Origin of the sequence: Noviherbaspirillum suwonense, from assembly GCF_900182955.1 — a bacterium.
Taxonomy (GTDB): Bacteria; Pseudomonadota; Gammaproteobacteria; order Burkholderiales; family Burkholderiaceae_D; genus Noviherbaspirillum_A; species Noviherbaspirillum_A suwonense.
Genome location: NZ_FXUL01000001.1, coordinates 86,096 through 99,583, shown reverse-complemented (window position 1 = coordinate 99,583; position 13,488 = coordinate 86,096). Strand labels below are relative to the sequence as shown.

The window sequence follows — 13,488 nt, the reverse complement described above, 5'->3', positions numbered from 1 at the left end:
CGGACAACCGGCGCGGCATCCGCCGAAAGCTTGACGTATTGCCTGCCTGTAGAGGCTGCGCAAGGGTTTGACCAAGGCAGATGCAGCGCTAAAAGCGGGCAAGGCTGCGCTACGTTCATACCCGGGGCCGGCCAGCGACCGCCAGCTTTCGATTTGTGCGTCATGGCATATTGCTGGAAGGATATTCGGGAAACCGGAAGTCGGCGTAAAATCCCGCTGCCGTGAAGGTTGCCGCCTTTCCGGCAGGCCCCTTAACTTGCCAGCAGCGAGTCAGTTTCATGAAAAATCCAACAAGCACCCCGGCACGCGCAACCGACGGCCGCATGACGCTGCGCGACTGGCTCGCAAAGCTTGGCCCCGGCCTCATCACCGGCGCAGCGGACGACGACCCGAGCGGCATTGCAACCTATTCCCAGGCCGGCGCGCAATTCGGCTTGAACCTGCTCTGGTCGATGGCGTTCACCTATCCGCTGATGGTGGGCATCCAGGTCGTGAGCGCGCGCATCGGCCGCGTCACCGGCAAGGGGCTGGCAGGCAATATCCGCATGCACTACCCGCGCTGGCTGCTGTACCTGATCGTCGGCTCGCTGATGGTGGCCAACACCATCAACATCGCCGCCGACGTCTCCGCCATGGGCGACGCGCTGGCGCTGCTCATCGGCGGTCCGACGCATGTGTATGCCGCGGCATTCGGCGTGGTGTCGCTGGTGCTGCAGATATTCATCCCCTACAGCCGCTACGTGCGGATTCTCAAGTGGCTCACGCTGGGGCTGCTGGCATACGTCGCCACCGTGTTCGTCATCCATATTTCCTGGTGGGACGTGGCCAGCGCCATGGTCCGGCCCAGGTTCGAATGGAATGCCGCGACCATCACCACGCTGGTCGCGGTCTTCGGCACCACGATCAGCCCCTACCTGTTCTTCTGGCAGGCGTCGCAGGAAGTCGAGGAACTGGAAGCCGACCCGCATGCGCTGCCGCTGAAGGATGCGCCAAACCAGGCGCGCGCCAGTTTTCTGCGCATCAAGATCGACACCTATTTCGGCATGGGCTTTTCCAACCTGGTCGCGTTTTTCATCATGCTGACCACGGCGATGACGCTGAGCCTGCACGGCGTGACGGACATCGAGACCTCGGCCCAGGCGGCCAGCGCCCTGCGCCCCATCGCCGGCGAATTTGCCTTCCTGCTGTTCGCCGCCGGCATCATCGGCACCGGCCTCCTGGCCGTGCCGGTGCTGGCAGGCTCGGCCGCCTATGCAATGGCCGGCGCATTCAACTGGAAGAAAGGGCTGGAGCACAAGCCGGCAATGGCCAAGCGCTTCTACAGCATCATCGCGGTGTCCACGCTTGTCGGCGTAGCGCTCTGCTTCGCACCGATCGACCCGATCAAGGCGCTGTACTGGAGCGCCGTGATCAACGGCGTGATCTCGGTGCCCATCATGGCGGTGATGATGCTGATGGCAACGCGCACTGACGTGATGGGACGCTTCGTGGTGACGCGGCGGCTGAAGTGGCTGGGGTGGCTGGCGACCGGGGTGATGGCAGTGGCGGTGGTCGCGATGTTTGTGACGCTGGCGTGATGGATGAAGCCGGGAACGGTGGCAGCCCGAGAGCTGCCACCGTTCACTACTGCATTACTGCACTACTGCTATTGCTTGACGGCGCCTCGCGTCAATGTGTCGCCCAGTCCATCGGGGCCGCGCGAGCCCTTGCTCAGGTAAAGCACGTTGTTGTCGAGGACGTAGGCTTTATCGACGGTGGCGCCTGCCGCCGGCAGTTTGAAACTGATATTGCCCTTGGAAAATCTCAGGCCGGTATAAGCGATGCTTGCAACGCTGGCCGTAACAGGCTTGCCGGCGGGACCCGTATAAATTTTGCTTCCGGATTTATCAGCCGCGGTGCCAAAGAACGTCAGGTCAAATTCGAGCGCCGCTGCATCGCAGGTCGTGCTGTTCAGATAGTACCGGCGTTGCGCGCTGATGGTTGCCTTGCCGCTGGCGGCATCCGCGGAAATAACGATAGTTGCGGTTTCCGACTCGCTCTTGGGGTCAGTCGGGTTTGCCGACGGAGCGAAGGTCGTGCCTGTGCAGGGCATGATGTAAGTGCCTGCCATTTGCGCAATTGACGTGGTGGCGCCGCTGCTGTTGTCACCTCCGCCGCCGCATGCACTCAGTGCAGTGGCGACAACGGCAAGGGTAATCATGGAACGCATGAGAGTTTTCATTTGGTGAGAGGGTCATTGCGCCTGATGCATAAAATGCCGGACCGACGCAGGCGCACGTCGGGCGGCACTACGGATAGCGTGTGTCGAAGCACACCGCGCTGCGATAAGCCCGCGATGCTTGCCTGTTCACGAAGACGGTGTGTTGCGGACCAAGGCGACTAAAAACGTAAGGGGCGCGGTCTCCAGATTGCACCCGGCATGTGCAATGGCTTGCTGGGACTATGCTGAATCCCCTGAGAGGCTGGTTTGACTGCCCCTCGGCTCCACGCACGTCCACTTGCCCATCGCGCAACCTGCGATTGCTGATACATCGATTGCACGTTGCGGATGCGCAGCCTTGATCTTTTTGCCTACCAACGGGTGCGTTCGTAGCCACGTTTGAACTGTTGTTCAATTAATTTCTGATCGTTTATTGATGTGGAGATTGTTGGATCTGGTGATGCGTGCAGAGGAGCGCCCGTGTATTACTGCTGAGGCGTGAAAGCAGGTGCATGAGCGCCCGGCAGAGGCGCTTTTCAGAGTCTTCAGCAGCCTCAATATGAGCCCATTTCGTTTTGCAACTCCTGATGGGACAAACGTTGGCCCCAATGGGGGATTCGATCTGAATGCTGATGGGTACGGTAAATCCGATTCCGCCTGCAACGACAGATGAAGAAAGATGTCCGCTTTGCTCCCGCACGCTGGCAAAGTCGCCGCCAGATTGCGCTCTGGCTGCAGCTGGCCGATACCGATGGAACCCAGCCGGCCATGCCGGACATGCTGGCGCTCTGGCTTTTGCTGTCGAACCTCGCGGTGTCCTGGCGCGATTCGATGTCGAGGTCGCCGCCGATGTCGGCAATGACCTTGCCGCCCGCTATGACCGCGCCCTTGATATTGGCGTCGCCGCTGAAGACGGTCACGCTGTCGCCGCCGCTGACATGGGTGTTGCGCTTGGTCGCGCCGTTGCCATCTTCCTGGGTGCGCGATGCTGGCCACGCCAATGGCATTGCCCTTGGTGCCCACGTCAGCCGCGGCGCTCATGCTCCTGCTGCTGTGCTGTTCCTTGAGGTCTTGCGAAGAGCCCAGGCTGACCTGGTTGTCGGCGCGGATAAATGTCCTTGCTATTCCCACTCAGGGGGCTGCCGACAACATTGATGTTGCTGTCCTTGCCGCCGCCGGTGGCGATAATGGACAGGTCCCGTCCGGCGGCAATGCTACTGCCCGCAACGGAGTTGAGGCTGTGCGTTTCGGTCTTGCAAATTTCGCTATGGCCGCCTGTGATGCTGACGCTGACATTGACGCCGTTTGTCGCCACGTCGCGCGCGCTGTTGGCTGCCGCCAGCTCGATCCCGATCCCGCTGTTGACCGTGCCGGTGTAGGATGCATCGCATGAAGGTTCGCTGTCTTATTTTCATCATTACGGTCCCGGCTTCCTTTCGCTCGATACCCTGCTGGGCGTGCAACAGAAAGCATCTACAACCATCGAGGAGCATCTAATGAAAACCTTCCTTGCCAGCGTCCTGCTGCTGCTGGCCCATGGCCTGGCTTCCGCAGCCGATGCGCCCGCTGCTCCGCCGTCTGCGCCCTCCGCCACCGCCACCGCCATCTTCGCCGGCGGCTGCTTCTGGTGCACCGAGGCCGATTTCGAGAAACTGCCCGGCGTGATCGAGGCCGAGTCCGGCTATACCGGCGGCCAGGTCAAGGAACCGACTTATGAACAGGTCAGCGCCGGCAAGACCGGCCATACCGAGGCGGTGCGGGTGCGCTATGACCCGGCGAAAGTCAGCTATGCGCAGTTGGTCGAGCACTACTGGCGCACGATAGACCCGACCGTCAAGGACCGGCAGTTCTGCGATGTCGGCAGCCAGTACCGGACCGGCATTTATTACCACGGCGAAGCGCAGCGCGCGGCGGCGCTGGCGAGCAAGGCGCAACTTGAGAAGCAGGGTCGATTCAAGCAGATCTATACCGAGGTGGTGGCTGCCAGGCCGTTCTACCTGGCCGAGGCGTATCACCAGGACTACTACAAGAAAAACCCGGTGCGCTACAAGTTCTACCGGCTCAACTGCGGCCGCGACGCGCGGCTGGCCGAGGTGTGGGGCAAGGCGAACTAGCGCGTCAGCCGATACCGCGGGAAGGTGCGCGGGACGTCACGGCGCGAACCTGTCGCAAGCTCCGCGCGGCATTCGTCAGCGCGGCGCCCAGCCGCCGCAGACCGGAAACACCTGCCCGACGAAGCAGCCGGTGGCGTCGCTGCACAGGAAGGCAGCAAACAATGCATCCTCGCGCGGCGCCACCAGCCGGCCCAGCGGCACTTCGCGCCGCAGCCTTTCCTGGAAGGCTGGCAGCGCCTGGACTTCGGGCGGGAAATAGGTCGGATTGTCGACGAAGTTCTGGGCGATCGCGTTGACCTGCACATTGTGCTGCGCCACTTCGACGCCGACCGCCTGGATGTAGGCCAACTGCGCGCCGCGCGCGGCGCTGTAGCTGGATGCGCGCTTCATGCCGCGCAGCGCCGACGCGCTGCCCATCAGCAGGATCTTGCCGGCGCGCCTTGCCACCATGTCCGGCAATGCCGCCCGCACCAGCCGCGCCATCGGGTCGACCATGTGGCCGAACACATGCGCCCATTCCGCGTCGGTGGCATCGACGGCGCTGGTGGTCGGCGCCGGAACGGCCAGGTTCAGCAGCAGCACGTCGATATGGCCGGCTTCCCGCACTGCCGCGGCCGCCGCTTCCGGCGCCAGCAGCGAACGGATGTCGGCAACGACATCGGCGCCAAGCTCGGCGAATACGCTGCAGAGCACCGGGCCCATGAAGGCATCGGCCTGGGTGATCAGAACGCGCTTGCCGGCAAGGTCGGGCATGGCCATGGTCAGGCTCCTAGCAGAACAGCAGCGCAAGCATTGCGGCGTCGTCGATGATCATCAGCGCAGCGGCGACGGACCAGAACGCGAGATTGGCGCGCAAGGCGGGGATGGAGAAATTGCGCATGGCGGATCGGGAGTGTCCAAGGGAATGCGCAGTTTAGCAAAGTGTGCGGGAGGACGGCCTTTGCACGCATGAAGCAGGATTCCGGGCATGGAGCAGGCCCAAAAAAATACCCGCCAATGTCGGCGGGTAGAAAAATAACGCTGAAGGAGACTACAAGTTATCTACGGCCTTCTACCACCAAACTTTAGCGCCTGACCGCAACTTTATTCCCCAGCCTCATTTGCGCCCTTCCCTCACCACCGCGCCGCGCACTTCGAAATGCACCTCGTCCAGCACCTTGCCGCCGGCGTCGACCAGCGCCAGCGCATGCCGTCCCGGCCACGGCGCCCAGTCGCTGCCGGGCAGCGGCTTGCCGTCGAGTCGCCAGCGGGCCACGCCTGCGCCGTCCGCCACCGGGCGGATGCGCTGCCGCGACGGCGGGATGTCCGGGTCCAGCGCAACCACCATGCCGGGCGTCGGATAGCGGATCGCCGGGCTGATCTGTGCGGCATCTGCCCGCATGATCACCGGCTGCGCGGTGCCGGCCAGGAAAAACTCGGTGCGCGCGGCCTCGGCACGATCCTCGTAGCGGATGGCCTGCGCCTGCACGCTGCCCGGCGCGGGCGGCTGCGGCGCCGGCGCGCCGGCATGCAGGTAGTGCATCACGTCCTGCCAGACGGGCGCCGCGCCGGTGACGCCGGAGACATTCCACATCGGCGCGCCGGAGGCGTTGCCGACCCAGACGCCCACCGTGTAGCGGGCCGAATAGCCGATGCACCAGTTGTCGCGCATGTCCTTGGAGGTGCCGGTCTTGACCGCGCTCCAGCTGCGGGTGGACAGCACGCTGTCCAGGCCGAAGGTGCGGGCGCGGGCGCTGGGGTCGGACAGGATGTCGCCGATGATCCATGCGGCGCCGGGATCGACTGCGGGCGTCGGCCTGCCTGCCGGCGCCGCCAGCACTGTGCGCACCGGCTGGTAGAGCCCGCCGGCGGCCAGCGCGCGATAGGCGTTGGTCAGCGCCAGCAGGCTGACGTCGGCGCTGCCGAGCGCCAGGCTGTAGCCGTAATAGTCGCCGGATTCGCGCAGGTTGAAACCGAGCGCCTGCAAACGCTGGAACAGGCGCTCCGGGGTGACTGTCACCAGCGTGCGCACCGCCGGAATGTTGAGCGAGGATGCCAGCGCGGTGCGCAGGCTGACCAGTCCCTTGTACTGCTGGTCGTAGTTCTGCGGCATGTAGAGGCCGGACGCGGTCGCCAGGTTCAGCGGGCTGTCGTCCAGCAGCGAGGCCGCGGTCAGCCAGCGCTGCTCCAGCGCCAGGCTGTAGAGGAAGGGTTTCAGGGTCGAGCCGGCCTGACGCAGCGCCAGCACCGCGTCGACCTGGCCGGCGTCCGACAGCGCGCCGCTGGAGCCGACCCAGGCCAGCACGTCGCCGCTGGCATTGTCCAGCACCAGCACCGCGCCGTCTTCCACATTGCTGCCGCCCAGCGCCGCCAGGTGCCGCTGCAGCGCGTCGCGCGCATGGCGCTGCAGGCCGGCGTCGAGCGTGCTGGCGACGGGTCCGCCAGCCGCGGCCAGCAGGCGCCGCCCGAGATGCGGCGCCAGTTGCGGCGCGCCCGCCACGGCGCGGTCCGGCCCGGCCATGCGCGCCAGCACCAGCTGGGCGACGCCGTCCAGCCCGCCGCAAAGACCCGGCGCGCCTTGCCCGCTCAGGATCGCGCAGGCGCGGCGCGCAACCAGCGCCGGGGCGGCGTTGGGCGCGCGGATCAGCGCCGCGGCCAGCGCCGACTCGACCTGGTCCAGCCCGTCGGGGTGCTTGCCGAACAGGATCCGCGCCAGCGCATGCACGCCGACCAGTTCGCCGCGGAAGCTGACCAGGTTCAGATAGGCTTCCAGGATCTGGTCCTTGCGCCAGTTTCGCTCCAGCGACTGCGCTGCCAGCGCCTGCGCCACCTTGCGGCTGCCGCTGCGCGGCGCGGCGCCGCGCCGCAGGTCGTCGTCGAGCAGCCCGGCCAGCTGCATCGTGATGGTGGACGCGCCGCGGGTGCGGCTGTGCCACAGGCCGCCCCAGGCAGCCGCCGCCACCGCGTCCCAGTCGACGCCGGCATGCTGGTAGAAGCGCTTGTCCTCCGACGCCAGCAGGGCCGCGCGCAGCGCCGGCGAGACGTCGGCCAGCGCCACCCACGGCAGGCGGCGCACGGTGGCGTCGACGCGCACCTGCTGCAGCGGCGCGCCGTGCCGGTCCAGCAGCAGCGCGTCGGACGGCCGGTAAGCCGCGCGGACGTCGGCATACGAAGGCAGGGCATGCGCCGCCGACGATGCGCATCTGAAGGCAAGCACCAAGGCAAGCGCGGGCAGCAGGCGCTTCATTTGACCTCCACCGCGGCATTCGGCGACATGCCGTGCATCTCGGGCGCATACATGGCCTCGACCCGGGTCGGCGGCATCTGGAACACGCCCGGATTATTCAGGCGCACCGTGTAGCTGTATTTAAAGACGCCCTTGGGCATATAGCCGTAATAGGCGCGCACGCTGTCGAAGCTGCGTTCCTCGTAGGCCAGCCAGGCCGCGCCCTGCTGCGCGGTCGATGCCGACGATGCGGCGATGGCCGAATCGCGGCCGAGGCCGGAGCCGAGCACGGTGGCGCCGGCCGGCACCGGGTCGGTCAGCGCGACCTGCGTCATGTCGGCCTGCGCGTCGACCTCCAGCGTGATGCGCATGATGTCGCCGCGGCTGAGCACGCCGGGCTGCTTCTGGTCGACCATCGCGATGCTGCGCTTGATGCGGTAGCCGCTGGACCAGGGCGCGGCCAGCGGCACCGCGGCCAGGCTTTGCAGCGTGATCCAGGGCTTGCCGGGCCCGTCCTGGGTCAGCGTGACGCTGCCGTTCGTGGACGGCCCGGCCTTCCATGGCAATTCGACGCGGCCCGGCTTGCCGCCGGCCCAGCCGTGGCTGGCCGTGCTGTCCGCCTCGCCCTGGCGCAGCACGATGCGGGTTGCGCCGCCCGGCGCCTCGGCCTCGAACACGGCCGAGAACTTGCGCAGCGCCAGCATGCCCCAGGCATTGGCGGTCGTGGTATCCCAGTGGCCGCGCTGCTGGCGTCCGATCGCGCCGGTCAGCAGCCGGCCCATGTCCTCGCGCCATGCGGGGTCGTCGACTGCCATCAGCACCAGGCGCGCCGCATTGGCGTCGGCGCCGGCCATCAGCCAGAACCAGTTGTCGCCGGACTCGCTGGAGAAGCCCATGCGGCTGCCCTGGAAATTGAGGCGGCCGCGCAATTCCTGGCCGGCTTCCTCCAGCCGGCGCGCCTGCGACGGCAGTTCCGGCGTGCGGCGCAGGATGGCGACCCAGTCCAGCAGCGCCGAGGTCGGCCACTGTCCGGGCGTGATCGGTATCGCATCCAGTCCGCGCGGCGGCAGCCTGCCGTAGCGCGACAGCGCTTCCAGCGCCGACAGGCGGCGGATATCGATGTCCTTGCGCGGAGCCCAGTCGCCGCTGGCGTCGATGCGGCCTTCGACGAAGGCCTGCAGCCCGCGCAGCATCCGCTCCCGCCCCTCGTCCGGCAGCGACCAGCCGGCCTCGTGCGCAAGCGCCAGCAGGTAGGCGGTCAGCGCCGCGCTGCCCGGCACGTCGCCGCTGGTCGATGGGTAGTAGCGCGCCAGGCCATTGCTGTCGAGATAGGCCGGCAGCTCGGCTGTCAGGCGCTGCCAGCCGGCCTGGTCGTCCAGCCCGACCGCGCGCGACGCCTTCTGCTCCAGGCAGCTGTACGGATAGTCCCTGAAGTAGCGGCGCAGGCCGTCCGCCGCCCCGGCCAGTCCCGGCGCCAGCATGACCGTGACGCCGCCGCGCCCGGGCAAGGCGCCGGCGGGCGCCGCCAGCTCGATGCTGCGGCTCCTGTCGAGCTGGAACAGCGTCGCCTGCTGCACGGTGACCGGCACCGCCGGCAGCAGCTTCTGGCTGACCTTCAGCGCATCCTTCGCGCCGGCGCCGCCGGCTTCCTGCGCCCGCAGCTCCCAGCCCAGCTGCTCGCCGCTGGCCGGCGCGGTGACCTGCCACGCGAATTCCTGCGCATCGCCGGCGGCGAGCCGGACACGGCGCGGCGCGGTCTCCAGCAGCTTGCCGTCGACCAGCGCGCTGACGTCGATGTCCATCGGCCGTTCCGCGCCATTGCGCACGGTCGCCATCGCGCTGTAGCGGTCGCCCTGCCGCACCAGCGGCGGCAGTCCGGCGATCAGCTGCAAATCCTGGGTCGTGCGTATGCTGGTCGAGCCGTAGCCGTACAGGCCGGCGCCGCTGGTGGCCACCGCGACGATGCGAAAACCCGACAGCGCATCGTTCAGAGGCACCTCGACCTGCGCGCGGCCATTCGCGTCCAGCAGCACGGCGGGCCGCCACAGCAGCAGCGTGTCCAGCAGCTCCCGCGTCGCCGCCCGGCCGCCGCCGCCGCCGGGCGGCATTGCCTTGCGGCCGTAATGCCGCTTGCCGACGATCTGCAACTGCGCGGTGGCGGTCTGCACGCCGTAGCTGCGCCGCTGCAGCATCGCCGGCAGCAGGTTCCAGCTGTCGTTGGGCTGCAGCTCGAGCAGCGCTTCATCGACCGCGGCCAGCGCGATCTCGGCGCCGGCCGCCGGCTTGCCGTCGGGCAGATTGACCTGCACCGTCGCCACCGCCCGGCCGCGCACCGGGTAGCTGGCCTGCGGCGTGCTGACCTTGACCGCGAGCTGGTGGCTGGCGGCGCCGACGGCGATCTCGGCGACGCCGAAGCGGAATGCCGGCCGCGCCAGGTCCACCGTCGGGCCGGGCGCCTGCCAGGCGCGGAAGTCGGCCAGCCAGTTGCGCGGCTCGCGCCAGCCCCAGCTGAAGAACGAATACCATTTGACCTCGCGCAGGCGCGGGCGCACGGCCAGCACCGACACGTAGATGTTCGGCGCATGGGCCGCCGTCACCGGCACCCTGATCACCGGCGAACTGCCGGACAGCGTGGCGACGCTGGTTTCGATCACGCCTTCGCGTTCGATGGCCACCAGCGCGGTCGCCTCGCGAAACGGCATGCGCACCTGGAACACCGCCGTCTCGCCCGGCGCGTATTGCTTCTTCTCCGGCAGCACGTCGATGCGGTCCTGGTTGCCGGCGCCGAACCAGTTGTCGTCCGAGCCGCCGACCCAGACCGTGGTCGCCGCCTGCGCGCGGCGGCCGGCGGCGTCGGTGACGAACGCGGTAAGCACGACTTCGCCGGTGTCGCCGAACCCGGCCTCGCATTGCAGCATCCCGCGCGCATCCGACTTGCCGCTGCACAGGCGGCCCAGGTCGCGGCTGCTGGTGTTCTCCTCGTACGCATAGAACCCGCCGACCATGCGCTTGCGGTGCGCGTTGCGCTGCTTCAGCGCGCCGGTGATTTCCAGCGGCACGCCGGCGCGCGGCTTGCCGTCGAGGTCGAGCGCGACCGCGGTCAGCGTCGCGTTCTTTTTCAGCGCAGCCCAGGAGTCGGCCCGGATGCCGGCGACCAGCGCCGCCGGCCAGAGCGGCGTGCTCTGCGACACGGTCTGGATCTCGCCATTCGGGTCGGCGAAATGCATTTCGCTCAGCAGTTCCGAAGCATTTGCCAGCGCCGGCAGCGCGCGCACGACGGTATTGCCGACGCCATTGCGGTCGAGCTTCACCGGCAGCTTGTCGGCGACGATCCTGCGGTCGTCGCTGACGCCATCGGCGCTGCCGGCAAAGCTGAAATCGTCGTAGCCGGGAAAGCGCAGCGCGCGTTCGCGCAGCAGCGCGCTCAGGGTGACCGGCAGGCCGGACGCGCCGCCGCCGTTCAGGTAATTCAGTTGCAGCGTCAACGGCAGCTCGGACGGCGCGACCTGGGCTGCCTTGGGCGGCGCGATGCGTCCCTGCAGCAGCGGCAGCCGGAATTCCTCGACCCGGAAGCTGCCGCTGCGCCAGGCGCTGGCGGACGGCTCCTCCTGGTCCCGCGCTTCCTGCGCTTCCGGATCCGGCGGCGCCAGGGCGCCGGCATCGGCCGGGCCGGTGTCCAGGATCACGTCATAGCGGCCCAGCCTGGCCTGTGCCGGAATCGCGAACATGCTGTCGCTGGCGGCGCCGCCGCGCCATTTCAATGGAAAACGGTATTCCTGGCCGCTCCCCTGGTGCTGTATGCGCATCCGGTTCGGCAGGCGGTTCGCGGGCAGCAGCGCCAGACCGGCGCCGGTCTCGGCCCGGATCAGGTGCTTCATCGACACTGTCTGCCCGGCCCGCAGCAGCGTGCGGTCGAACACGGTATGGGCGCGCACCGTGGCCGGCAGCGCGCCGTCGGTCGGCAGGTTGAAGCGGAACGGTTCGATGCCGCTGTTCCAGCTCGACAGCGCGAAGGCCATGTCGGCGCGGCCGTCGCGCCCGGTGGCCCGGGCGCTGACGAACAGGCCCTGCACCAGGCGCTTCCCGTAATGCTGGCTGCCGCAGTCGACGTCAAGCTGCTGCGGCACCATCGCCACGCCGTTGGCCCCGGTCACGCCGCGCCACAGCGGCTTGCCGAAGCAGTCGGCAATGCGCACGTCGGCGTTGGCGACCGGCCTGGCGCCGTCCAGCGTGGTCACCCAGACCGCGCCGTTCTCGCGGCCTACCTTCAGGTGCACCGCCAGGTTGGTGACCAGCGCCGACGTGCGCACATACATCGGCGCGGGCTTGCCCAGCAAGGCCGCGCCCAGCCGCTGCGACGCCAGCTCCATCACGTAAAAGCCGGGCGCCGGCAACGGGACGCCGATCACCTCGAACGGCCGTGCTTCCTTCGCGCCGCCGTCCGGCGCGGGCAGCGCGACCTGGCGCGCGCCAGGTTCGGCGGCCAGCAGGCTCAGGCTGCGGGTCTCGACCGGCTTGCCGCCGATGTCGATGGACGACTCGTGATAGCGGCTCAGCCGCGCGATCCAGGCCATGATGGCGGCGTCGCCCTCGACCCGCAGGCTGCCCACCGTCGGCGCGGCCTGGCCGTTCGTCATCAGCACCTGCGCGTCGGCTTCGATATTGCGCACGGTGACCGGCATGGCCGGCGCATCGTCGAGTTCGATGATGCCGAACGGCGCTGCGGCGAACTTGGCCAGCGGCGGGTAGACCGCGGTCTGCACCCGCATCGGAAACAGGCTGGCATTGGCCAGCGGGCGGCCGGCGTCGTCGCGGAAGTCCGGCGGCAGCGCGAGCACCAGCGGGCTGTTCTCGGGCAGCGGCGCCTTGAACGACAGCGCCTGGACGAATTCGTCGCCGGCCTCGCCTTCCAGCACCGGGGCGATGGTGCGGCTGCCGGCGGACAGCGTGACCTTCTGCGCCAGCGCGCGCGCCACCGGCGCGCTCAGCGACAGGCGCAGCGGCGACAGCGGCCCGCAGGCGGCCTGCGCATTCTCGCGGGCGCAGCTGAAGCTGGCGGAGAAGGCGCGGCGCACCGCGTACTTGAAAGTCTGCGCATCGCTGCGCGCCACGCCATTGGCGCCGGGCGTGCTGACGCCCTTGCCCCAGACCAGCTGCACCGCCGCCTCGTTGGGCAGGCGCTGCGCGCATTGCAGCGCAGTCAGCCGTTCCGGCGGCGCGTTGGGCTCGAAGCGCTTGACCAGCGCGTCCCGCACCGCGCCGGCGACCAGCTTCACCGGGATGCGCTCCTGCACGCCGGCGGCCTCGCACCAGACATTCGCCAGCAGGCTGGCGTTGTCGACCGGGCCGTTCTGCAGCAGCAGGAACACCTGTTCCTCGTCGAGCAGCTGGGAAATGGACGGATGGATGCGCACCACCGCCGGCCCGCCGGTCTGGAAACGATAGGTCTTCGCACCGTTCACCGCGGCGCCGGACAGCAGCCGGAAGTCGGGCTTGACCGTGAAGCTGCAGCGCACGCCGGGCGGCACGTCGCGGTTGAAGTCGAACACCCAGTTGCGCTCGTCGGCCCAGCGGCCGCTGCCGGCCTCGCTGCAGGCGATGTCGAACGGCGCCGGCGCGCGCGGGTCGCCGAAACGCACCGCCGGCTCGGAAAAGGTAGCCCGGACCTGGCGCACATTGACGACCTCGCCCTGCGGCGAGAACCGGCTGATCGCGCCGGCCTGGGCCAGCAGGGGCAAGACCAGCAGCGCCAGGGCGCATAGTCGGCTGACCAGTTTCATCAAGCTTTTTCCTTTCGAAGTAGAGCGGCAGTCGAACGCCGATTCGCCGATATCCTGTCACGCCGGATGGCCATGGGTTCATCGTGAACGATAGCGGCGCCGGATTGCAATGGTGCTATTGCGGCGGCGCGTGCCAATCCGCGAAACCGGAAGACGGGGTGGGCGCGTACCGCGCCGCACGCGGCCCAA

At 68.1% G+C, this 13,488-nt stretch carries 8 protein-coding genes; 2 read left to right on the top strand and 6 right to left on the bottom strand.

Going from position 1 to position 13,488, the window contains the following annotated elements:
• Positions 1–278 precede the first annotated feature (278 nt).
• Positions 279–1,577: an NRAMP family divalent metal transporter gene (locus QOL82_RS00460; protein ID WP_283440256.1), complete on the top strand. Its 1,299-nt coding sequence runs from the start codon at positions 279–281 to the stop codon at positions 1,575–1,577.
• Between the two features lie 68 nt (positions 1,578–1,645).
• Here QOL82_RS00460 and QOL82_RS00455 read toward each other — a convergent pair whose 3' ends face one another.
• The 3 genes from QOL82_RS00455 to QOL82_RS29215 all read right to left on the bottom strand — a co-directional run bounded on the left by QOL82_RS00455 (position 1,646) and on the right by QOL82_RS29215 (position 3,515).
• Entirely contained in the window at positions 1,646–2,209 is a 564-nt protein-coding gene (locus tag QOL82_RS00455) for a hypothetical protein (protein ID WP_283440255.1), read from the bottom strand.
• Positions 2,210–2,754: 545 nt separating this feature from the next.
• Positions 2,755–3,207, bottom strand: a complete 453-nt coding sequence (locus tag QOL82_RS29220; protein WP_430438418.1) for a hemagglutinin repeat-containing protein — start codon at positions 3,205–3,207, stop codon at positions 2,755–2,757.
• 17 nt (positions 3,208–3,224) lie between these two features.
• Positions 3,225–3,515, bottom strand: coding sequence for a hypothetical protein (locus tag QOL82_RS29215; RefSeq protein ID WP_430438417.1), 291 nt, complete (start codon positions 3,513–3,515; stop codon positions 3,225–3,227).
• Positions 3,516–3,696: 181 nt separating this feature from the next.
• Between QOL82_RS29215 and msrA the strand changes: the two genes are divergently transcribed.
• Entirely contained in the window at positions 3,697–4,314 is a 618-nt protein-coding gene (gene msrA, locus QOL82_RS00445; protein ID WP_283440253.1) for a peptide-methionine (S)-S-oxide reductase MsrA, read from the top strand.
• 75 nt (positions 4,315–4,389) lie between these two features.
• Here the strand turns inward: msrA and QOL82_RS00440 are convergent, their stop codons facing one another.
• The 3 genes from QOL82_RS00440 to QOL82_RS00430 form a co-directional block, all read right to left on the bottom strand.
• On the bottom strand, positions 4,390–5,073 hold the full coding sequence (locus tag QOL82_RS00440; RefSeq protein WP_283440252.1) for an SDR family oxidoreductase: 684 nt from the start codon (positions 5,071–5,073) through the stop codon (positions 4,390–4,392).
• 337 nt (positions 5,074–5,410) lie between these two features.
• Entirely contained in the window at positions 5,411–7,540 is a 2,130-nt protein-coding gene (pbpC, locus tag QOL82_RS00435) for a penicillin-binding protein 1C (protein WP_283440251.1), read from the bottom strand.
• A complete protein-coding gene (locus tag QOL82_RS00430; RefSeq protein WP_283440250.1) occupies positions 7,537–13,299 on the bottom strand; it encodes an alpha-2-macroglobulin family protein in 5,763 nt (1,920 codons plus the stop codon). The genes pbpC and QOL82_RS00430 overlap by 4 nt, the downstream gene beginning before the upstream one ends.
• Positions 13,300–13,488: the final 189 nt, after the last annotated feature.